The sequence below is a fragment of the Streptomyces sp. SID14478 genome (assembly GCF_010548525.1).
Taxonomy (GTDB): Bacteria; Actinomycetota; Actinomycetes; order Streptomycetales; family Streptomycetaceae; genus Streptomyces.
The window spans coordinates 54,316-74,874 of sequence record NZ_JAAGMG010000100.1; the positions used below are offsets into that span (position 1 = coordinate 54,316).

Annotated in this window: 18 protein-coding genes and 4 pseudogenes; 13 read left to right on the forward strand and 9 right to left on the reverse strand. The window is 67.8% G+C overall.

The features are described from left to right. Positions 1-49 precede the first annotated feature (49 nt). Positions 50-1,639 (reverse strand): oxidoreductase, encoded by a 1,590-nt coding sequence (locus G3I40_RS03280; RefSeq protein ID WP_164300620.1) that lies wholly within the window; start codon positions 1,637-1,639, stop codon positions 50-52. A 510-nt stretch (positions 1,640-2,149) separates the two neighbouring features. Between G3I40_RS03280 and G3I40_RS03285 the strand changes: the two genes are divergently transcribed. The 4 genes from G3I40_RS03285 to G3I40_RS03300 all read left to right on the forward strand — a co-directional run bounded on the left by G3I40_RS03285 (position 2,150) and on the right by G3I40_RS03300 (position 5,032). Beyond that, entirely contained in the window at positions 2,150-2,530 is a 381-nt protein-coding gene (locus G3I40_RS03285; RefSeq protein ID WP_164300621.1) for a hypothetical protein, read from the forward strand. Positions 2,531-2,891: 361 nt separating this feature from the next. Next, positions 2,892-3,215 (forward strand): hypothetical protein, encoded by a 324-nt coding sequence (locus tag G3I40_RS03290; RefSeq protein ID WP_164300622.1) that lies wholly within the window; start codon positions 2,892-2,894, stop codon positions 3,213-3,215. A gap of 129 nt (positions 3,216-3,344) precedes the next feature. Beyond that, positions 3,345-4,055, forward strand: coding sequence for a hypothetical protein (locus G3I40_RS03295; RefSeq protein ID WP_164300623.1), 711 nt, complete (start codon positions 3,345-3,347; stop codon positions 4,053-4,055). A gap of 509 nt (positions 4,056-4,564) precedes the next feature. After that, the gene (locus G3I40_RS03300) at positions 4,565-5,032 is read left to right on the forward strand and encodes an ATP-binding protein (RefSeq protein ID WP_164300624.1); all 468 of its coding nucleotides are present in this window, start codon (positions 4,565-4,567) and stop codon (positions 5,030-5,032) included. Positions 5,033-5,211: 179 nt separating this feature from the next. On the opposite strand, the gene G3I40_RS03305 is transcribed toward G3I40_RS03300, so the two are convergent. Further along, the gene (locus tag G3I40_RS03305) at positions 5,212-5,571 is read right to left on the reverse strand and encodes a hypothetical protein (protein WP_164300625.1); all 360 of its coding nucleotides are present in this window, start codon (positions 5,569-5,571) and stop codon (positions 5,212-5,214) included. Between the two features lie 114 nt (positions 5,572-5,685). On the opposite strand from G3I40_RS03305, the pseudogene G3I40_RS48085 reads away from it, so the two are divergent. From G3I40_RS48085 to G3I40_RS03320, 3 genes and pseudogenes are all read left to right on the forward strand, one after another. Further along, a pseudogene (locus G3I40_RS48085) lies at positions 5,686-5,826 on the forward strand (transposase); the annotation flags it as partial. A gap of 457 nt (positions 5,827-6,283) precedes the next feature. Continuing rightward, positions 6,284-6,889 (forward strand): hypothetical protein, encoded by a 606-nt coding sequence (locus tag G3I40_RS03315; protein ID WP_239091487.1) that lies wholly within the window; start codon positions 6,284-6,286, stop codon positions 6,887-6,889. After that, positions 6,886-7,542, forward strand: a complete 657-nt coding sequence (locus G3I40_RS03320) for a Fic family protein (protein ID WP_239091488.1) — start codon at positions 6,886-6,888, stop codon at positions 7,540-7,542. Before G3I40_RS03315 ends, G3I40_RS03320 begins: the two co-directional genes overlap by 4 nt. A 157-nt stretch (positions 7,543-7,699) precedes the next feature. On the opposite strand, the gene G3I40_RS03325 is transcribed toward G3I40_RS03320, so the two are convergent. The 6 genes from G3I40_RS03325 to G3I40_RS03350 form a co-directional block, all read right to left on the reverse strand. Further along, complete coding sequence (locus tag G3I40_RS03325; RefSeq protein WP_164300626.1) at positions 7,700-8,827, reverse strand: NAD(P)/FAD-dependent oxidoreductase; 1,128 nt, start codon at positions 8,825-8,827, stop codon at positions 7,700-7,702. Between the two features lie 380 nt (positions 8,828-9,207). Beyond that, positions 9,208-9,870 carry a DUF4232 domain-containing protein gene (locus G3I40_RS03330; RefSeq protein WP_164300627.1) on the reverse strand — a complete coding sequence of 221 codons (663 nt, stop codon included), beginning with the start codon at positions 9,868-9,870 and terminating at the stop codon, positions 9,208-9,210. 1,318 nt (positions 9,871-11,188) lie between these two features. After that, the gene (locus tag G3I40_RS03335; RefSeq protein WP_343244811.1) at positions 11,189-11,482 is read right to left on the reverse strand and encodes a DoxX family protein; all 294 of its coding nucleotides are present in this window, start codon (positions 11,480-11,482) and stop codon (positions 11,189-11,191) included. 430 nt (positions 11,483-11,912) lie between these two features. Further along, a complete protein-coding gene (locus G3I40_RS03340) occupies positions 11,913-12,299 on the reverse strand; it encodes a hypothetical protein (protein ID WP_239091489.1) in 387 nt (128 codons plus the stop codon). Between the two features lie 136 nt (positions 12,300-12,435). Continuing rightward, positions 12,436-13,335: an RNA polymerase sigma-70 factor gene (locus G3I40_RS03345; protein ID WP_164300629.1), complete on the reverse strand. Its 900-nt coding sequence runs from the start codon at positions 13,333-13,335 to the stop codon at positions 12,436-12,438. Between the two features lie 41 nt (positions 13,336-13,376). Then, complete coding sequence (locus G3I40_RS03350) at positions 13,377-14,582, reverse strand: FAD-dependent oxidoreductase (protein ID WP_164300630.1); 1,206 nt, start codon at positions 14,580-14,582, stop codon at positions 13,377-13,379. Between the two features lie 445 nt (positions 14,583-15,027). Between G3I40_RS03350 and G3I40_RS46880 the strand changes: the two genes are divergently transcribed. Together G3I40_RS46880 and G3I40_RS03365 are read left to right on the forward strand one after the other, a co-directional pair. Continuing rightward, positions 15,028-15,174, forward strand: a complete 147-nt coding sequence (locus tag G3I40_RS46880; protein WP_239091490.1) for a hypothetical protein — start codon at positions 15,028-15,030, stop codon at positions 15,172-15,174. 1,187 nt (positions 15,175-16,361) lie between these two features. Beyond that, a pseudogene (locus G3I40_RS03365) lies at positions 16,362-16,960 on the forward strand (ISAzo13 family transposase); the annotation flags it as partial. A gap of 99 nt (positions 16,961-17,059) precedes the next feature. Here G3I40_RS03365 and G3I40_RS03370 read toward each other — a convergent pair. Then, the gene (locus G3I40_RS03370) at positions 17,060-17,944 is read right to left on the reverse strand and encodes a LysR family transcriptional regulator (RefSeq protein WP_164300632.1); all 885 of its coding nucleotides are present in this window, start codon (positions 17,942-17,944) and stop codon (positions 17,060-17,062) included. Between the two features lie 278 nt (positions 17,945-18,222). On the opposite strand from G3I40_RS03370, the pseudogene G3I40_RS03375 reads away from it, so the two are divergent. The 4 genes and pseudogenes from G3I40_RS03375 to G3I40_RS03390 form a co-directional block, all read left to right on the forward strand. Next, positions 18,223-18,438: pseudogene (locus G3I40_RS03375) on the forward strand (cupin); the annotation flags it as partial. Between the two features lie 79 nt (positions 18,439-18,517). Beyond that, positions 18,518-19,105 carry a hypothetical protein gene (locus G3I40_RS03380; protein ID WP_164300633.1) on the forward strand — a complete coding sequence of 196 codons (588 nt, stop codon included), beginning with the start codon at positions 18,518-18,520 and terminating at the stop codon, positions 19,103-19,105. A 102-nt stretch (positions 19,106-19,207) separates the two neighbouring features. Beyond that, on the forward strand, positions 19,208-20,215 hold the full coding sequence (locus G3I40_RS03385) for an asparagine synthase-related protein (RefSeq protein ID WP_164300634.1): 1,008 nt from the start codon (positions 19,208-19,210) through the stop codon (positions 20,213-20,215). Positions 20,216-20,303: 88 nt separating this feature from the next. Next, positions 20,304-20,459, forward strand: a pseudogene (locus tag G3I40_RS03390) (IS5/IS1182 family transposase); the annotation flags it as partial. Positions 20,460-20,559: the final 100 nt, after the last annotated feature.

Genomic DNA, 20,559 nt, shown 5'->3' on the forward strand with positions numbered 1-20,559 from the left:
CAGGAGGCGTGCCATTCAGGACCGCCGCACCCACATTGCCCGTACCGGCTCACTGGCGGCTGAGGGCTCGGGACACTCCTGCGGTCACCGTGGTGGCGAGGATCCATCCGGTGGCGGTGAGGGTATAGGCGAGCCATTGCCCGGCGCCGTGCGGTGCGAAGGCGGCTTTCTGGCCGAAGCCGATGACCGGCAGGAGAAGGTCGAGGGCGTAGAACACCGCGCTGAATGGTGGGGCCTTGTCCTTCTCCAGCGGGGTGGGTGGGTGCGTGGAGAAGAAGAGGGCACCGATGGCAAGGAGTACGGTGATCCACAGGGCGGCGCGTGCCGGACGGTAGCCGTACCCGACCGTGGCGTCCTGCACGAAGCCCCAGATGCGTGCGGCCGGGGGGAGTTGGGCGCGGTGGTGGCGCTGCTTGGCCAGCAGGACGGTGCGGGCCTCGTCTTCGTGTCCCAGGCGCCGGTAGGCGGCCGCGAGCTGCTCGTAGGGCTGCGGGGTGTAGCCCTCACCGCCGCGCTGGATCCAGGCCAGCCGCTCGGTGGCTGTCAAAGGGTCTGCGAGCGCGTCGTAGGTGGTGTCCGTCAGCCGCAGTCGGGCGGGCCAGGTGGCCGCGGTGTCGTACAGGCTGCCCAGCTGGGCGTTGCCGGCGTCGACCAGACCCTCGACCGGTGTCCGGGTACGGAGGTCGCTCTCGCGTGCCTGTATCAGGCGCATTGACAGGGCTGTGCCGCCGGGGCGGGCGATGGTGGCGTCGTGAAAGCTCAGGCGGGTGCCGATCCGGGTGCCGTCGAGCTTGATGCCGCCCTGCACGCTCAGACCCACGCCCAGATCGAAGTTGCGGCTGACGGTGACGTCCACCGCTTCCAGAGCAAGGCCTCCGGGGTTGCGCAGGCGGGCGCCGCAGAAACCAATGGCCGCGCCCACGGTGGCACCGGAGAGGACGACTTCTCCTTCGGCACTGAAGCCGGGGTGGAAGGTGAAGTCCTCGGTGACCTGAACATGGTAGGCGTCGAGGACGGTGCGCCCGGGGTTGCTCAGGTGGGCGCCTTCCAGATCGAACTCGCCGGATATGCGCGCGCCGGACAGTCGCGTGCGGCCGTGCACCGTGAGGTGGGTGCACAGCAGGTCCCCGCCCGTGGTCAGGCGCACGGCGGAGACCGCTTCATCGCCAGGGCAGCTGATCACGCTGTGGGTGAGATCCAAGTCGCTGCCGACCTCGGCGCAGGTGAGAGCGACCGGGCCTGACAGCCGGCAGCCAGAGAGCGCCAGCCGGCCCTGGACCTGAAGCATGTCGGCATTCAGTCCCGGTAACACGCAGCCATCGAGGACCAGTTCACGAAACAGGGCTCCCTGCAGAAGCGGAACGTCGGTGAAACGGCAGCCCGTGAGAGCAACGGGGGCGGTGATGTCGGCGAACTGGAGATCCAGGGTGCCGGTGATGGTCGCGCCGCTCAAACGCAGCGCGGGACGTCCCCCGGCAACCGGCTCTGGGCCGGCGCCCAGCAATAGCGCCGCGATGTATTCGGCGCGCAGAGCGGGCGGTTGCTCATGCGGCGCGTCGAGGCTGAGGACCAAGGGCAGGCCTTGGGTGTAGGAGTGCCACAACTGGCGCTCATTCGGGTTCAGTTCGTCCGGGCGCATGATGCACGATCATTCCAGGGCGGGCTTCCGTCACACAAGATCGTCAGCGGTGAGACCGCGACGGCAGGACACCTGTGCGCCGCGGGGCGAGGGCGGGGATGGCTTCGCCGTCACGTCCCGACGCTGACTGCTGAGGCTTGCGTTCGAGAGCAGGCACTTTTCTCTCGCTGGGTGGGCACGGGGGACTGGCCGCCGGGCGGCCAGGACGGCCCGCATGCCGTGGTGGGCGAGGTGGCGGCGCCCAAGAGCTTGATGGCGTCGTACGCGACGGTAAACGTGCGGAGATCACCGAGAGTCAGATGGCGGCGGCGAGCATGTGCGCGCACAGTCCGGCCTGTGCGCCGAGTGCCGCCGCTCGTCCTTTCTGCGGGTGCTCGGCGGCCGAGCGCAAGGCAGCGTTCGCCCCTTTCTGATGGGTGAGCCGAAGCGCGATAGGTGTCACAGAGCAGGTGAGCGCCAAGGTTGGTAATGGGAGCCCAGCGAAGTACCAGGCAGGGGTAGCGTTCTGGCGTGACGTCATTGTCGGCCCGGTTCCCGCCATGCCCGATCCGTGGTGTACGCGTACTGCATCAGAAGCAGAACTGCGCGCCGCATTTCGCGGAGATAGAGGTGGATTTCGAGCTTGCGGCCGAGGGCTTCGTCTTCGAGGTGGCTCAAGGGCTCACGGTGGACTACGAGCCGGCCGAGGCTCTGCCGCGCTTCTTCGCGGCAGTCGCCGCGGGGATCGAGGAGCAGCTGAACTTGCCCGCGCACGGAGTCGTGATCGCCACCCGGGTGGTGCTGCGGCGCGCACGCGCCGATACGTTCGGCTCCCATGTACTGGCGTTCAAGATCGCGGGCTACCTAGCCGCCTGCAAAGCGTTGGAACGTTCGGGGCTCTCCTGCCTCTGAGTTATTCCTCGCAACGAGGTAAACGGAATCCCACACCCAGCCAGACCTCTGCGGGAATGGTGACGGTGAGAGCCTCGGGTCGGGCCACGTCATCGGTGAACGGGAGCAGCGGAAGTTCCTGCCCTCCCCGCGTCACGGCGATCGCGTCATCGTTGAAGCGCCCCTCGTGCCAGGTGATCTGAACGGCGACTCCGCCTTCAGCGTCGGCCGGGTATAGAACGGCGTCCGGCACTCGGGGAGGGGGGCGACGGCTGGGGGAGCGCCCTCAACGCGACCAGCAGGATCAGGTCCTCCAGCGGGAGCCTCCGGGGCCGCCCGGGTGTGAGTTCGACAGCCGTCTCACGCCGCGCAGCACACCAACGTGCCCGAGCAGCGCGGGCTCAGCCCGGTGAACGGCCCTACCTGGGACGGCTCCGACGCCGTGCGCACCAGCCACATCATGATCATCTCGCTCTTGGTCAGTGGCTCTGGGGCGCCCTTGGTCGCCCTGGAGGTGGAGTTCCAGGCTCGTGGCTTCCGCGCAACACTCGGCCAGCTCGCGAATCTTCTGGAGGATGTCCCGCTCCCGCTACTGGTTGAGAAGCATCACTTCCTTGGCGAGTGTGTGCACCATCTGGGCGGTCAGCTCCTCCCCGTGCAGGTTCCGGATGCGGTCTTCGCCGGGCTGTCTGCGGACGCGGCCTGACGGCCCAGGACTGCATAGAGTTCGCAAAGAAGCGGCTCAGTGAGGAGATTCGGCCCCTGACCAGCGGATCTCGTCCAGTAGCGTCACCTCCGCATTCGACCATGCATGCGAACAACGGGGGAGACAGTCATGGGTAATCTGCTGTTCAACGTGACCACGGCAGCGCTGATGGTGCTGATGTTCAAGGCGGGCCTGGCGCTGCTCGGCCCCGACTCGATCCCGAGGCGGCGCATACCGTGGGCCGCCGCGGCCGTGCTGGTAGTGGCGCTCGCCGGCGTCCTGGTTCAGCTGACCTGGTCGGGAGCCATGGACACCTTCGACGCGGACCCGGACAGGTCCGGGTGGTGGCGCGTGGTCACCTCGGTCTTCATGCAGAACGGCGGCTTCCTGGGCGGGGCCTGGAACATCGCGACCCGCGCCGTGATCGCGGCCTTCGCCGACTGGTTCTGGGGCGGGCCCGTGATGCTTGGTCTGTTCGTGGCCGGGATCCTGCTGCCGCAGCACATCGACGCGCTGTTCATGGACACGAGCCGCAGCACGGATCCCCGTAATTTCGCCGGGAGTTCGGGGGCCACCTACTTCCTCGCCGCGACCCTCGCCGCCGCCCTGCTGCTGCGCACCAAGGACAACAGGGACCGGCTGCTCGCCGTCGTGGCGCCGGTGCTCGGCTTGGTGATGTGGTTCGCCCAGGAGAACGGGCACGGACTGGTCGTCGTGTACGGGTTCGTACTGGGCGCCCTGGTGTGGGCGGTCGGGCACCGGGTGATCCGGTCCGACGTCGACCCGCAGAGGCCGCCGCGCGTCACGGTGGGTTCCCTGACCGGGACGATCCGGCGCTAGGACGACCACGGGACGGCGGCACTGATCTGGCCCGTTGCCGCCCCGAACCGGCGCGTGGCGCCCCGTTGTTGCCGCACGGTGCCACGGGCCTTCAGATGAACGCAGGACGACAGTTGCCGTGGAAGCCGCCGACATCGGGCCAGTCCCTCGGGGCAACTTCGAAGCCGGGTCAATCCGCGTCCCCGGCTGCCTGGAGGGGGTGCTCCGGTGACCTGCCGGCGAGGCAGGGACACTTGGAAGGGGCACGCGGCCGCCGTCCCGAACGGCGGCCGCCGCCCGCGTAAACGCCGCGCGCCGCCATCACGCACCGGACGCCGTGGCTGCATGCAGAAGAAGGTCCGGCACGGCGAGAGCACCGACGCCGAGGCGGTCGGCCACCCGGCCTCGACGCCCTGCTCCGCCGCCCAACAGTGCGACCTCACTGACAACTTGGGGACCAGGAGCGAGCGTGCGGACATGTTCCCGGGGTAAGGGGAGTTGGTCTCAACGCTTCGAACAAGGGCAGATGGATGTACCTGCATGAACAGGACGAACTGCTCGACAGCAAATCCCTCACCGTCTCGGCCGCGTTCGAGGGCAGCGAGAAGATCACCGAAGCTCGGCAGCTGACCCGCGACTTCCTTACGTCCGTGCAGGCCGACCACGGGCTGCCGGTGTCGGCGCAAGCGATGGGCACAGTGCAGCTCGCGGTCAGTGAGCTGGTGACCAATGCTCACAAATACGCGCCCGGACCGTGCCTGCTGACGTTGACGGTCGAGCACGGAGCCGTGCAAGCAAGCGTATGGGACAGCAACCCCACCCTGCCGCTACTACTGCCCGCAGACCCGACGCGCGTCGGCCAGCACGGCCTGGAGATCGTGATAGCGGTCTGCCAGACCTTCACCATCCAGCGAGAGCCCGTCGGTAAACGGGTCAAGGTATCCCTCGCGCTCGCGGACCACCCCGACGCAGACACCGCCGACCGCCAGGCCACATGACTCACTCTGCAGGGTCCACCATGCAGACCCTGCTGCCTCCTCAGGCGGGTAGGCGATGCGTACCATCCCGCGGAGGCGCCGTGGGCGTCGGACACGATCAAGGATCCCAGACCAGCGAGCCTGGCTCCGTACCACGGCCGCCCCCCTGCTGACGGAGGAAACAGATGCTGAGTGGCTGCTCAGTGGTCGGAGTAGCTGAAGTCGCCCACGGTCCATGCGGTGATGTCTTCGATCGCCACGCGGTACATCCCGCCTGTCTCGGGAATCCCCACCGTGCCCTGCAGGATCCGGGCGACGTGGAAGTGCAGATACTTAGGCGGCCCGTCCTTCTTCGCCGGGGCATCGAAGACGCCGGAGAACTCTCCCAAGCGTTCCGAATCCGTCAGCACCTCCGACACCCTCTGCCTCCAGACTGCTTCGGGAGCAAGACGGCCGGTGATGACAGCACCACCGGTGACCACGGTCAGGGACATCTGGTTGCTCTGCCCGGATTCCACCAGGGCGGCGACGTCAACGAGCAGCTCGTCAGGCTTCGACATGCGGAAGATTATATTCGCCGCCCGGCGCCAGCTGCCTGGACGGCGGTGCTGGGGTGCTACCGGGGTACCACCGCCCGCCACCCTTCAAGGAAACCCGGATGAACATCGCACCCGCCCTGGGAGAAGCCCGCCGAGCCGGGCAGGCTCACCCCCGCCCGCGTCCGCGGCGGGTTCAGGAACATCCGCCCGGACCTGCCCTGTCCGACCCGTGCACCCAAACCCAACCGGCCAGGCCCCGGACGGCGCCCCGGCACCAATGCTCTCCGGTGCCCGGCCACGACGGCTGCACATCTGACGAGGGCGTCGACGGGTCAGTGATGGGGGTGGCCCGGTGTCGGATCGTGTCGAGGTGCTGCCAGCCGTGCCGCGTTGCGCCTCGTCGCCCGCGGCACCGGTGGGACTCCCTGGAGCAGGGGTGCCCGGGAGTTTGTGCGTACAGCGCGGCGCCGGGTAGTGAAGGACATGGCGAGCAGGCCCAGGACGACGATGCCCACGATGATGAGCAGCAGGCGAGCCCGGGAGGGGGAGGAATCGCAGGAGCCGGCCTGTCTGAACGCTCCACCGGCGCTCTCTGGTCACGTCGTAGCTGACGCGAAGCGACGATATGCAGTGGAGCCGGGGCGGCCGCGCAAGGCAGAGTGGGATGGTGAGTGAACCGTGGGCACATTCCCTGACGTGGGCAGATGTGGATCCGGCTCGGCATCCGTTCGACATGGACGACGATACGGCGGAAGAGTTGGCGCGCCTTCTCGCACCCCTGCTGCCCAGCTCTGAAGTCGCTGGTGAGGATCTCTGGCGTTCGCTGGATCCCGCCTCCAAGTTCCTGGCTGACCGCTACGGCCGATGGGCCTGCGGATGGAATTGGTCGGTCGCCGAAGGGGACGTCGACGGAGGCGTCGTCGAGGTGTGGTGCTGTTCATCCCACTCCGTGACGACCCCGGATGCGACTGCCCCGCTGATTGTCGAGGCCCTTCGGCAATGGCGTGGCTGGCTGGAAGATCTGACACAACGGTTCGCGCAACTGACCCCGCCGGGGAACGTCCCGGTGGTTTCGACGGACCACTGGTACTGGGAGCGGGCATGCACCCGTCTGGTCACCGTGGTGGCCGAGCGCACTCACGCCGAGAGCGGCTGGTACCGGCACTGCATGCAAGTCCTCCGATGGTTCCTCGCCTACAGCGGCATCGACGAGGGCCAGGCCCAGGCGATCGTCGAGAACGCGGTCGGCGGCCGGTTCGGCAGTTGGACCGCGCCTGACGTCCCGGTGGTCGACGCGGTGAGCTCGCGGTTCGCCGGCGGCGTGGGCGAAATCAGATGACTTTCGGGCCCGGCCAGCCGAAGGACAGCCTCGCCGACTGGCTACGCATCCGGACGAAGATCTCCTGGCCATCCTGGCACGGTGCGCGCCCCGGTTCTGGAGCACCGGCCAGTGACGGCTTCCGACACTTGTTCCTGGCGACGAGAGACGGACGGGACAGCGAGGGGACCGCGCGGGTCCTGACCGCCCTCGACGTGGCCTTCGCTGACGCGGAGCAGGGCAGGCCGCTGACCTTAGCCCTGATGGCGAAGTGGCAGCAGTCCGTGCTGGACCGCGGCCTCGTCCGCTTCCGCACTTTGCCGGCCTTCGCGAAGGGCGGACGGGAGCGCTACGGACTTGCACCCACTACCCAGGCCCAGTTCGAGCGCTGCCTGTCCGAGAGCTCTCAACCCGATTTGAACCTTCCGTCACGCACAGCCCGGACCTACCTCGACGTCCTCTTCTTCCATCCGTTCGAGGACGGCAACGCCCGCGCGGCCATGCTGGCGTTGGCCTTCGTCCTGGCACGCGAAGGCGTCCTCCTCGACCAGGTTCACCCACTGCAGACCACCCGCTGGGCCGACGACGCCGAAGGCGCAGCCGATCTGGCGGTACTGCTCGGAATCCTGATCACCGCTGCGGAGCGGCGTCCCTCCCACGCGAGACAGTCATGAGCGAACGTGACGTCACCCTCGCCGGGTAGGCGGCATGTTCCCATGCTCAGCGTTGCTGAGGGCCGCCCCCAATAGTCTCCAGGGTGCCGACGAAGGGAACCGGCTTGACGGGTGACGGCCCGCTGAGCCAGGGGCCGTCACCTGTCCAGTACGGAACTTACAGTTCTTGCTCGATGAGCATCTTGAGCATGGTCTGTGCCGTGTTCTTCTCCGATTCAAGCCCGTGTACCTCAGTGCCCTCGAACTCGACAGGTTCGGCGTTCCGGGCGAACAGCGTCTGCTCGTAGGCGGTGAGTGCCGGCTCCACGTCCGATGCGGCGGCGAGGGCCTGGCCGAGTTCGGCTGCGTCGAGCATGGCCGCATTGGCACCTTCGCCGTTCGGGGCCGTGAGGTGGGCCGCGTCGCCCAGCAAGGTCGCCCCGGGCACGTGTTCCCACTGGTGGCCGGACGGCAGCGCGTGATGAGGGCGCAGGACAGGCGCGGTGTCGGAGTCCGTGATGAGTGCGGTGAGGGCCGGCGCCCAGCCGTGGAACTCCCGCGCGATGCGTGCTCGCGGATGGGAGGCATCGGTGAAATCGATGGCCGCGAACCACTCCTGTGACCTGGCCAGCGCGATATAGGCGTGCAGGGTGTCGCCCGTCTCCCGGTGAACGAAGATCTCTTTGCCCGGGGAGGGGGCGATCATCGAGCCGTCTCCGACCAGTTGTGCGGTGGCCGTGTGCCGGGTGTCGGCGTCGAAGAGGTAGGTCTCCACAAAGGAGGTGCCGACGTATGCGGGGGTGGCGTCGCAGAGCGCCGGTCGCACGCGTGACCAGGCGCCGTCCGCGCCGACCAGCAGGCTCGTGACGATGCTGCTGTCGTCGCCGAACGTCACCTCATACTGTCCTTCGCCGCAGGGGCGGACGGCACTGACCTTGTGCCCCCAGCGCACGGTGTGGGCGGGGAGCGCGTCGAGCAGGATCCGGCGCAGTGCGCCGCGCTGCACCTCGGGGCGTGTTCCTGTCTCGTCGTCGGGTATCTCGTGCAGGACTGTGCCGTCCCGCTCGACGAGGCGCATCGTCTGTCGGCCTGTCATGACGATGGCTTGGAACTCGTCCGTGAGGTCTGCTGCTTGCAGAGCGCGCTGTCCGTTGTAGTCGTGGATGTCGAGCATGCCGCCCTGGCCGCGGTCGGTGGGGGAGGGCTCGGCCTCGTAGACGGTGAACGGGACGTTGTTGACGTGCAGCACCCGGGCCAGGGTGAGTCCGCCGAGCCCGGCTCCGATGATGGTGACGGGAGTACGCATGAAGGCTCCTCCGAAGCGGGGCTGCCGGCAGGGCCCGGCAGCCGTTACCGCGACGGTGTCAACGCTTGCCGACAGGCCACCGACATCGGACATACAGCCCCGTACACGCGACCGACAACGATCCAGCGCAAGATCGGTCGGGAGGGCGCCAGGGCGACGCCCGCGCTGCGGACCGGGCATACCGCCAGTTCGCTTTGGTCGACGCCGACGCGCCCTTCCCGCCCGGTCCTTACGCGTTCCGAGGCCGACGGCGACCAGCCGGAGCACACCGGGGCCCTGCCACATGCACTGCACGGCGGAGCCCAATGTCGTCTCCGGTCCTGGTTATCCCGGCCATGGTGTAGGGCCCGAGCCGGTCGCGGTTTGGGCGCAGCGGTTGGTCATCCGCCTTGGCCGGCGCTGCCGATCGGGCCGACGCGTACGGCGCTGGAGGTGTCGGAGGCGGGCAGGGTGGCGGCGCCGGGCCAGTTGACGTGGGCGGGTTTCGTTTCGCCGGGCGGGGTGACGAGCATCCCGGTGATGCGGACGCCTGAGCCGCCTGTTTTGTTGAGGGGGTAGGTGAGGCCGAAGTCGATCTCCTTGCCGACTTGCAGGGTGACCGGTGTTGCGGGTTGCCCTTCGCGCGCGGCGGAGATGGGTCCTCCGTTGGTGGTCAGGTCCACGCCTGCGAATCCGGAGAGTATGCAGGGTGTGCTGCCGTGGTTCGTCAGCCCGAGGGCGATGAAGCCGTTGTCCTCGTCGCCGCCGCCGGCGCTGTCGACGGCCGTGAATGTCAAGTTGTCGGTACGGCACTTGCCTGTACCGCCGCTTTGGGCCGGAGGCTTACCCGCGCTGGTCTCCTGCCCGCCGGATCCTGTCCCGTCGTCCTGGGGCGAACCGCTCGTGGGGTCGGAGGCGTTCGATGGCGCGGAGGAATCGGAGGGGGCGGAGCTCGCGGGCGGCTGGCTGTCCTGGGCGCTGTCGCTGTCGTTGTTCTGGCAGGCGGAGAGCGAGATGCCCGCTGCGAGGGCCAGTGCGGCGAAGGTCAGCTGCTGGACGCGCATCGTTGTTTCCTCAGTGTCGGCGGATGACTCGCTCAGTCCGTGCGGGGCTGAGCGGGCCTTGCTGACGATGAGGACCCGCTCGGGCCGCCGAACCGTTCCGATCAACTCCCCTCTAATACCTGCCTGTTACAGGAAGCTAAAGGGAATCTCGGACAAACAGCCAGCGCATGCGGCCGCTCCCGACTCATGCACCTTTCACGGTCAGGTACCTCCCCAGCCGTGTCCCGTGGGGGATTCCCGGGCTCGTACGTGCCGTAAGCGGGGCCCTTGACCGCACCGCGGCGCCGGTTTGCGAGACTGTCAGCCCCTGGGACAAACCCGTGACCTAGAGGATCTTGACCGACGCGGACTGGGCAACGCCAGACCGGCCCCAACTGTCGCCGCTGTATAAGCGAAACGCTCCGATCGCGCGGCGCGAGGGCGGCGCGGAGGCATGGCACTGATGGAGTTCGATAGCCACGAGTCAGGTGCGGTCGGTCCAGTCGAGAGTGGTTGGCTGTCGCGGCGGATCCCATCGATACAGGTGCGGCCTGCCTCCGCCCTGCTACTGCGGGCACAATGTTTTCCGTACGCCGAGCGGGGGCGCCTGGGTCTTGGCGGTGGCGGAAGGGGCAAGGGGATGGGCTGGGGCGGAGGGCGGGTCTTACGCGACCGCAATGTGGTGTTTTACCTGAGCGGTGTCGTGGTCCTGGACTTCGGCAGCTCTGCTGTGGCCCTGGCAGCCGGTGTTCCGCCTCCAGCTGGGCAAACTGCTTCTCACTGAGCCTGAGAAGCGACGCCGGCCCCTGCGAGCGCCGGGCCCTGGGACCGTCTTCCTTCCCTGCCCGCCGCCAGCGCTGGACCGACCGGACGCTGACGCGCAAGTCCTTGGCGATCGCCGAACCGCCCTCACCCCGGGCGAAGCGCTCCGCGGCCTGGCCCCCGTAACTCCTCGCGGAACTGACGTCGTTCGGCGCTCAGCCCGCCACCCTGTGGATACCGCACACCTCGGTCATACCGCAGACGGACGACCCTCGACAGCCCCTATGACACTACGAGTTCAACCTCAGTAACACGATCTTGCGATTGCTGACTGGCAGGGCGTTGCCGGTGTGATGATTCGGTCGTTCGTGAGGGTGTGGGTACTCAACCGTGGATCGTGGATGATGAGTTGTGGGCGCTGACCGAGCCGTTTTTGCCGCCATCGTCGCTGCTGCACTGACGGCGTAGCCGTGACCAGAGGTCAGGGGCCCGCAGCTTCGCTCGGCGCGCAGGTAGCACCTTCGCCCCCTTCAAGTGATGGTGAAACGACGTCAGGATGCACCTTCGGCAACCCTCCCTAGGGCAGGGCGAGTGCGACGACCGGGGCGGCGTACATCAGCGGAAACGGCACGTGGGAGAACCAGCGCGCCCGCACCACCGTGACCACGGCCCCGGCGAAGTACAAGGCGAGGCCGATCGCGGCCGCGGCGCCGACGGCAGGCACGGCGAGTCCGACGAGCAGGCCGACGGCGCCCGCAGCCTCGGCACCGCCCAGCCACGGTATCCACGAGGCGGGCACATCGTAATCCGCCATCGGTTTGATGACCCACTCGGCGCGGGCGAACACGGAGTAAGCGGAGGAACCGGCCACGACCACCCTCGCCGGGTGTGCAGCCGTCGCGGCCGGGCATGGGAGAGCAGCTGGCCGGGCCGGGTGTGGCCGGCCAGCAGGGGCGAGTGGTCCTTGTCCTGTCCAAGCGCCGCGACCGCTCGCCCCCTTGCACTGGCTTCGCCGACCTGCGGTTGCCGATCGCCGCGGACGGAGCTGTCCGGTACATCTCCCGCAAGCACGGCAGAAGCACGTCGAACGAGGGCCTGTCCCTGCGTGCTGGGTCGGTGATGCCGTGCAGTGCGAAACCGGCGCCTACCCGACGCGACAGCGGGCTACCACCCTGCCCACGATCACTCCAACAAACCGAAGCAGCCAACCAGTGGAACTGATGAGCCGTCACAAAGGGCGAGGTCAAAGCACTTTGCACCAGGCCGTATTCGAGCAGATCGAGGAGACAACGGCAATGCGGCTACGTCCATGCCACGGCCACGACCGCTGCGGCCGCGGTAAACGTCGCGACGGCGTAGAAGGCCCAGGGTCCCTTGTTGCGCATGCCGACCAGCGCTGTCGCCGCCACCAGGAGGTCAAGAGCCAGTTTTACACCCATCTTGGCGTGAGGCACAGGCAGGTCAAGGGATATGCGGGTCCAGATCAGCCCGGCGCCTGTAACCAGCTGGACTACCGCGCTGGTCACCATGTAGCTGCCAGTCACCGGGTCTTTGCCTCGTACCTGGTAGAAGATGCCACCCAGGAGAGCGGCGAATCCGAAAAGGTGAAAGATGAGGAACGTGTAGCGAAGGGATTCCATAAGAAGGATCTTTCCGAAGAGACAGGACGGGACGACGGTCTTTTGCATGCAACTCGGCTGCCTACATGACCTGGCGCATGGGCGTCGGCATGCAGTCAGGTGGTGTGGCGGCGAGGCGGCCCTGGGTGGCGAAGGCGGCAGGCACGGTGCCTGACCTCCAGGTGGCTGATGCGCCACCGCTCATTCATCGCAGGGCCAGCGGGGTCTCGGATGCGATGCGGGACAGCTTTTCAGGGTTGCGGACGACGTAGATACCGGTGATGCGGCCGTCCTCTACGCGGGCCGCGAATATCGCGTCCAGCTCACCGTCTAGGTGGATCGCCAGCGCTGGACTGCCGTTGACCGCGATGGGGCTGAAGGTGATCGGGACTGTGTTCTTGCCGAGGCCGCCGGCGAACAGGCGGGACACCTTGTCGGCGCCGAGGATCGGCCGCAGCGCAGCGTGCTTGACGCCGCCGCCGTCGCCCATGTACACGACCTCGGGCGCGAGGACGTCGAGCAGCGCCTGCGGGTCTCCGCTCTCCAGCGCGTGCACGAACGACTCCAAAGCCGCCCGAGTCTGGCTCTGAGAGACCACTTTGCGCGGGTGCCGGGCGTCGACATGCCGACGGGCCCGGTGTGCGATCTGGCGGACCGCCGCCGGGGTTTTGTCGACTGTCGTAGCGATCTCGTCGTAGCTGACGTCGAAGACCTCGCGCAGGACGAAAACGGCCCGCTCGGTCGGCGACAGCGTCTCCAGGACCAACATCACCGCCATCGAAACACTCTCGGCGAGTTCGGTGTCCTGGGCCACGTCCGGCGCTGTGAGCAGGGGCTCCGGCAGCCACGGGCCCAGGTATGACTCCTTGCGCCGATTCATCGTGCGCAGTCGGTTGAGTGCTTGTCGTGTCGTGATCCGGACCAGGTAGGCGCGTTGGTCGCGTACCTGCTCCAGGTCGACCTTGATCCACCGCAACCAGGTCTCCTGCAGGACGTCCTCGGCATCGGCCGCCGAGCCGAGCATCTCGTACGCGACGGTGAAGAGCAGATTGCGGTGGGCGACGAATATCTCGGTCGCCTGGTCAACTGCGTGATCATCACTCATGGCCTGATCATCTCCCCCTTGGCAGCCGGTCCGGTCCGAAACTAGGAAACCCGGGCGACTACGAGCGGGTCCTCGGCACGCATGGCCTCCAGCGCCTTCTGGCGTCCGGCACCCCCCTTCATACGGTGCAGGCTGTACCGGCCAGGCTTGTGCGCCTCATCGGCCAGGTGCTTCACGATTCCCTTGCACACAGCCTCCTTCATCTTCGCGCCGAGGCGGCCGTCGATGTGGAACCACACCGCGACATCGGACCTGTTGCCGAACTGGAAAATGCCGGTGCCCCGGCCCAGGCTGATGCACTGCGCTCCGAACGACTGGTTCAGAGTCTCGGGCTCTTCTCCTGCCAACCGGCTCAACACCGTGTCAGCGGCCGCCGCACCCAGCGGCATCGCAGCCTGGCAGCTCATCCGCAGCGGCAGGCCCGAAGGCGCCGCCGAGTCCCCGGCCGCGACGATGTGGTGGTCATCCATGCTCGTCAGCGTCTCGTCCGTGATCAGGCGACCCAGAGCATCGGTGCTCAGCCCACTGCGCGCGGCCAGGTCCGGCACGCCGAAGCCGGTGGTCCAGATGGTCACCGCGCTCGGCAGCTCCCGGCCGTCAGCGAGCCGCACCGCATGACGCGTCACCTCCGTCACCTTCGCGGCAGAACCTTCCACCACCTTCACCCCGAGCGCCGCCAGGCGCCCGGTCACCGAACGGCGCCCCCGCCGGTGCAAGTACGGCCCCAGCACCCCGCCGCAGACCAGAGTCACTCTTCGCCCCTGCTCCGCCAGCTCGGCAGCGGTTTCAATACCCGTCGGACCGGCTCCGACCACCGTCACCGCGGCCGATGCAGGTGCGGCATCGAGGGCCGGCAGCAACCGTTGCGCCTCCTCCAGAGCGGCGATCGGGTAGGCGAACTCGGCCGCTCCGGGCACCTGCGGGTCGGCACTGCCGCTGCCCACCGCATAGACCAGGTAGTCGTACCCGACCTGACCACCGCTCGCAAGCTCCACACTGCGCCCGGCTGTGTCGATCCGCGTCACGCTGCCGACGACCAACCGCACCCCCTGCGCCAGGACTTCCTGGTATCGGACCACGGCGGCGTCGGTTCCGCCCACCAACTGGTGCAGGCGGACCCGGTGGACGAAGGCCGGTCGGGGATTGATCAGCGTCACGCTCACGTCGCCGCGCTGCGTCAGACGGTTTGCCGCCATGACGCCGGCGTATCCGCCGCCAATAACCACCACATCGGTGTTCACAGCCATGATGTCTCCCTCGGTTCGAGCGGTTCGAGCACAAGACACCGCTTGACTGACCCCTGTGACATCGTGTGAGCCAGATCACTGCACAGGTCGATGAGCGGCAGTGACAGTGGCGGACCTTGAACCCGTGGACCGTCGCGGAGTCGAAGTGCGGGTGCTGCGCGGTCACTTGCTGTCCTCTTCCTGTATGAGGCACGGATCTGCGCCATGGACTCCTCGGCGGGGACGGCTACCGAGCTGAGGCGGCATAAGACTGTGGTGAAGGCGTCCACCTGGGCCGGCTGCTCGTAGAAGACGGTGCCCATGAGGCTGGCGCAGTAGACGACGTACATCTCGGCCCGCTCGGGGAAGGGGAGGTCGCCGAAGGGCCCGTACAACGCGGCGTTGAGGGGTGCGGCCTGGGGGAGTTCTGGATCTGGATGTTGAATTCCTGCGCCGTGATCAGTAGGTGCTGGAGCTGTTGCTGCTGGACGTCGTGTCCGCGGACGCGGTGGAACAGGGCGGATTCCGCGGCGATCGCCCACAGGCGCAGGGGTGCGCTGCGGGCGAAGACTTGTCGCTGTTGGCCGCGGACCTTGACCTGGCCTGGACGTAGTCGAAGACGTCGGCCCGTTGCTGGTTGTGGAGGCGGATGACGGCCTTGGTGTAGTCGGAGGTCTGGAGCAGTCCGGGGACGAGGAGGTATCGACGACGTAGAGGTCGGAGGCGTCCATTCCAGGGCGATGTAGTCGGCGTGCAGCGAGTTGAGGGTGTCCTCGTGCTGTGCCCGCCACCCCCGCTCGCGTCCGTAGCGGGCGAGTTCGTGCAGGCGGGCGCGCAGGGCTTCGCCGGTGACGTTGTAGAAGTCGAGGAGCACGCGCAGGTCGAGGGGCGTGCTCCTGGCTGGACGGCTTCGATGCGACTCATCTTGGATTCGGCGAACTGCAGTTCTTCGGCGGCTTGGGCCAGGGTTTTGCCTGCGGTGGTGCGGAGGTCTTTGAGCACGCGTCCGAGGCGGCGCTGTGGAACGGTGGGGTTCCTAGTGGAAGGGCCTGGTGTCCCGACCAGTTCGGCTCCTGGTTCGGCCTCAATCTCGCCACCGAGGGACAGGCCGCGACGGTCCTGTTCCCGGAGATCGGCCCCACCGACGGTCCGGGCGCCACCGCCCGGCGCCGCTTTCTGGCGAGGCCGAGGACCGCTACCCAGACATCCTCCAATTCGCCCTCACTGCGAGTAGCTCTGACCGAGTCGGCCAGGCCCTCGCAGTCCGCCTGGCCGAGTTGCTCCACCACGGCGTGCGGCTCGGCCATGACCTCAGCGCGAACGCCGAATTCCTCGCCAAGCACCTGCACACCTGACGGCCGGCCGGCGTCGACGTGTGGCAGGCCTCACGTCGACGAGGGTAGGGTGCGGATCCTGTCGGGGGATGGCTGAGCTGGGGAGAAGCTGATCGGCGTGGAGTCGGTGGCGTCGTGCTTCTACCGTGTTCGGGGTGGAGGCGGCCGTCATGGTGTCGTTGCCGCAAGAACTCCAGGCGCGGGAGGCGGCGGCCCGCGGTCGCGTGGAAGAACTCCAGGATGAGGCTGCGGAGTTGGCCGTCCACCTGGACAAGGCGGGACGACCGGCTCATCTTTCTCGGTCATCGGTCCATTACGTGGGCAGATGCAAGCGGCGGTCGATCAACGTCCGCCCGCGAGCACCGGCATGACCGAGGAAGACACCGACCTGGCAGTTCTCCGTGCGGTCCCGGGTCCCTACATCAATAGGTGCACAGTGGAAGACGAGTTGGCGGGAGTCGGAACCTTGGCTCTGCTTCTGGCTGACCGCGACGTCGCCCGCGTGTTGCGGTCCAAGTCCGATCAGACTGTGCCGCACTTCGATGAGCGTCGGCGCCGGTTGTACCTGGCTTGCGAGGCAACTGCTCCCGGTCATGGCCTTTTGTCCCGCGATTTCCGGCACCAGTCCCGTCACCCTCACGCGTGGTGTCGCCGAGTTGGCTGATGGCTCCGTCCCAACTCTTCGAATCCGGGCCCCAGGAGCCCGCCGCAAACGTCTGGCAGACACCGATCCCGACCTGGTTCCCGCACTGGAGTCGTTGATCGAGCCCCACACGCGCGGTGATCCCGTCTCTCCACTGCGGTGGGCCACGCTGTCGCTGCGGGCCCTGGCCTCGGCCCTCGTGGCGCAGGGCCATCCCGTCAGTGCTTCCACCGTCGGGTACCTGCTGCATACCTTGGGATACAGCCTGCAGGGGACCGAAGACGACGGAGGGCATCAGCCATCCAGACCGCGGTACCCAGTTCACTCACCTGAGCACCACCGTCGCCGCCTTCCTCGACGATGCTCAGCTGGTGATCAACGCCGATACCAAGGGCAAGGAATGGCTCAGCAACAGTGACCGGCTGGTCGATTCGCCGGGGCTTCGTCCACTTCTACGGACACGCCCCCCGTCGCCGGCCGTAAGCCAGGCCTGTCTCCTGTGTCGTTTGGGCGGCCCTTCATCAGAGTGGTCCCGTGTCCCGCGCTGCCTTGGCGAGTGCACGGACCAGTTCCGTCTCTCCGGCTGTCGGCCAGATCAGGGCCCAGCTCGCCATGGGGGCGTCGTGTGGGTGGAGATAATGGAGGCCGTGCCACTGGTAGTAGCGTGCGGCATCGCCGTGGACGAGGCTGATCGCCTCACCTGCCGCCACCACGGCGGCGAGCTCTTGGAACGAGGAGACCTTCGGGCCGCGCCGGATGGGCCGACCGCCGGGGGTGTGGGTGGGGACGAGTGTCTGGAGCCAGTAGTCGGGGACCGGTGTGGCGGAGTGGGGGAGGGGCCAGTCGGCCAGGTCCTCCATGCTGACGGTTTCCCGGCGGGCGAGGGGGTGGTTGGTGGCGACCATGAGAAGCAGGGGTTCGGTGATGACGATCGGGCCGACGGTGAGATCTGGTTCCCGGACGGGCAGCCAGGCCGTCGCCACGTCGACGGAGCCGTTCCTCAGGGGGCCGAAGGGGTCTGTGAAGATGATCTCTTGAATGCGGAGGTCGACCTCGGGGTGCCGACTCCGGAACAGGTCAAGTATGCGTACTTGGTCGTGTGCCTGGGGGCCGTGCAGTCCGAGGGTCAGAGTGCTGGTGGTGCCGCGGGCGGCAGCGGTCGCCGCGCGGGTGCCTTCGAGTATCTGCTGGTAGCCCGCGCTGAGGTTTTGCCGCAGTTGTGTGCCTATGGCAGTGAGCTCGACCTGGCGGCTGTTTCGGGCGAAGAGGCGCGCGCCGATCTGCCGTTCCTGTTTGGCGATCGACTGGCTCACTCGCGCCTGTGACACGTGCAGGCGGTCCGCGGTCCGGCCGAAGTGCAGTTCCTCGGCCAGCGTCAGGAAGATCTCGATGTCCCGTAGTTCCATTGCCCCCGCCTTCAGCGATAACTCCTCGGTTATCAGACCATATGAAGCCGGGGATTGTTCGCGCGTTTCCCGCGCTGCATCCTGGGTCACGTCCTCTCCGAGGGCATCCCATTGGTAATCAGCTCAGGCGCAGGGAGATGCCGTGCTCACACCGCCGGGTACGGCTTGGCCGTGGTGCTCGACGTCCTGGTCGTCTTCATCGGGCTCCGCTTCTTCTTCCAGTTGCGGGCCGCTGCCGCTGGCCACGGTGTGCCGGTCAAGGAGAACGGCGACCCCCCGTCCCGCCGAACGTGCCGCACGCCTTCGCGGCCGCGTCTGGTGAGGGCGCGGACGTCCTCATCGTGATCACCCCGGGGGTGGAGCGCTTCGAGTACGTTCGTCATCTCGAGCGCATCGCGTACGGCAAGATCCCGCCGGAAAGCCTTCTGGAAATACAGGAGTTGTACGACACCTACTTCCAGCAGAGCGAGGCCGGGAACGCCGCTCGTGCCTGAACTTGCGAAGTCAGGACGCGAGCTCCCGGCGGCCGGGACCGGGCCCACAGCACTTGATGTATTGCGGCAAGGAGAAGAGATGCGGTTGCGGAACATGATGGCGGTCGGTGCGGCAGTACTGGTGCTGACGGCGGTCAGCGGCTGCGGTAGCGACGAGGGCGGGGAGAAGAGCAGCGCGACCGGCGGTGACGGCTACGGGCAGTCGGCTGGCAGCGGGGGGCGGCTCACGGATACCGAGACGAACGGCCGTCCGAGCGCCGGGACCATGGCGGACATCGAGACGTTCGTCAGCCAGCGCACCACGTGCACCGATCTGCACCCGGAGGACAAGGACTCCGACCATGAGGACGACCCGGATGCGGAGTCGGTCGGCAAGCTGTGGGGCATCAAGGAGCGAGCCGTCTGCTGGGACGTCAAGGGCAACGGAGTCACGCTCATATCCATCAACGACATGAAGAGCTTTCAGACCCAGGCCGAGCAACGCGGTCCCGCCGGATACCTCCTCGGAGAGGACTTCGCCGTCACGGGCGGCCCCACGACCAGGGCCGGTCTCAAGGATTCCGGGCTCCTCGCTCTCGTCTGCGACCCGGAGACCCAGATCCCGAGTGGCTACACGAAGGAGAAGGGCCTCGTGGACGGTTGCACCTTGACCGACTTCGTCTCATGACGTCCCTCGGCCGATGAGCGTGCGGCGGTACGGGGGCAGCTGCGGCTGACCGCCACCTCGCTCCGCCGCGCGCAGCCGCCGCATTGGCGGGCTCGCTGGGCGGTGAGGAGATTCTCGATCGGCCGGCCACCTGCCGCTACGGCCTCCGTCGTCTCCGCGATCACCTCGGAGCCCGTCTCCCGCGATACCCGCAACCGAGACCACGCCTCCCGCTCGGCCTTCGTCGCGGGGGACCTCGCCGGGGTACGGGGCCTGTTCGTCGGGCAGACGAGCGACGGCGTGGTGTGGGGGAGCCAGGCGGCACGCCTCGCTGCCGCGATGGGATCAGCGCCCGACCTCCCGCTGCTGACCGCGCACCTCGTGGCAGGCGGCGAGCACTGGCCCGATCGCTCCGTCTACCAGGGCGTGCACCAGGTGATCGGCGGCCGGGGACTGCTGCTGGAGGAGGGCCGGTGGACGAGCGTGGACATCACCGACCTGCCCACCCCGGTCACCTTGTCCCAGGGCGCGCAGCGGGTCGGGCAGGCACTGCATGAGGCGACCGAGGCGTATGTGGGCGAGCACGAGGAGGTAGGGGCGGATCTGTCCGGCGGTCTGGACTCCTCGACGCTCGTGCTGCTCGCGGCAAGCCGACGCCGGGTACGAGCGGTGTCCTACGGCGGGCCGCTGGCCAGTGCGGAGGACAGCCGGTTCGCCGACCGGGTCGCCGCGCACGCGGGTGTCGCCCATCACGTGTGCCGGGGCGGCCCGGACACGTGGCATTTCGCCGTCGCGCCGCCGGCCGCCACGGACGGGCCGACCCTCTCCTCGGCGATCGCGGGCATGGACGCCGCCTACCTGGCCCCGGCGGCCGGGCTGGGGGTGCACCTGACGGGGCATGGCGGCGACGTGGTGCTGGAGTCCTCCAGCGCCGCCTTCACCGGTCTCCTTCAGCACGGTGACCGCCGGGAAGCGAAGCGGCAGTTGGCGTCCTGGGCCCGGCTGCGTGACCAGGCACCGGGGCCGCTGTGGCGGCAGGTGAAACAGGCGGCGGCGGCCTACGAGCGTGCTCACGACCGTAGGCCGAGATCCACCGGGAGCAGGAGGCACCCGGTGGCGTCCTCTCGGTGAATCTGCACTTGCCGGTGCTCGTATAGCGTGGACCGTCCGCACCCCCTACTAGCACCACAGCGAACAACCCGCGCGGTACCAGCAGTTCAACCGCGACCACGCCTGGCTGCGAGTCTCCGGCGAACGCGCCTTCGCGCAACTCAAGTCCTGGCGGCTCCTTCGACGGGCCAGATGCTCCACCTGCCGCATCGGCACCATCGTCCAAGCCGTGCACACCCTGATGACCTGCGACTATTCAGGATGAAAGAGGTTCAGTAACGTCTCTCAAGCCTTATCCACAGCCCACCGAGCGAGTACGTGTTGGGGGTGGTCCTGGGCCAACTCTGACAGCAGCCGAGAGACGT

Coding starts and splice junctions, on each gene's coding strand:
- G3I40_RS03280 (WP_164300620.1), bottom strand. CDS start 1,639: ATGCGCCCGGACGAACTGAACCCGAATGAGCGCCAGTTGTGGCACTCC.
- G3I40_RS03325 (WP_164300626.1), bottom strand. CDS start 8,827: ATGCGTACTCCCGTCACCATCATCGGAGCCGGGCTCGGCGGACTCACC.
- G3I40_RS03380 (WP_164300633.1), top strand. CDS start 18,518: ATGCGGTTGCGGAACATGATGGCGGTCGGTGCGGCAGTACTGGTGCTG.
- G3I40_RS03340 (WP_239091489.1), bottom strand. CDS start 12,299: ATGCAAAAGACCGTCGTCCCGTCCTGTCTCTTCGGAAAGATCCTTCTT.
- G3I40_RS03300 (WP_164300624.1), top strand. CDS start 4,565: ATGTACCTGCATGAACAGGACGAACTGCTCGACAGCAAATCCCTCACC.
- G3I40_RS03350 (WP_164300630.1), bottom strand. CDS start 14,582: ATGGCTGTGAACACCGATGTGGTGGTTATTGGCGGCGGATACGCCGGC.
- G3I40_RS03345 (WP_164300629.1), bottom strand. CDS start 13,335: ATGAGTGATGATCACGCAGTTGACCAGGCGACCGAGATATTCGTCGCC.
- G3I40_RS03370 (WP_164300632.1), bottom strand. CDS start 17,944: ATGGAACTACGGGACATCGAGATCTTCCTGACGCTGGCCGAGGAACTG.
- G3I40_RS03330 (WP_164300627.1), bottom strand. CDS start 9,870: ATGCGCGTCCAGCAGCTGACCTTCGCCGCACTGGCCCTCGCAGCGGGC.
- G3I40_RS03295 (WP_164300623.1), top strand. CDS start 3,345: ATGGGTAATCTGCTGTTCAACGTGACCACGGCAGCGCTGATGGTGCTG.
- G3I40_RS03305 (WP_164300625.1), bottom strand. CDS start 5,571: ATGTCGAAGCCTGACGAGCTGCTCGTTGACGTCGCCGCCCTGGTGGAA.
- G3I40_RS03320 (WP_239091488.1), top strand. CDS start 6,886: ATGACTTTCGGGCCCGGCCAGCCGAAGGACAGCCTCGCCGACTGGCTA.
- G3I40_RS03315 (WP_239091487.1), top strand. CDS start 6,284: ATGGACGACGATACGGCGGAAGAGTTGGCGCGCCTTCTCGCACCCCTG.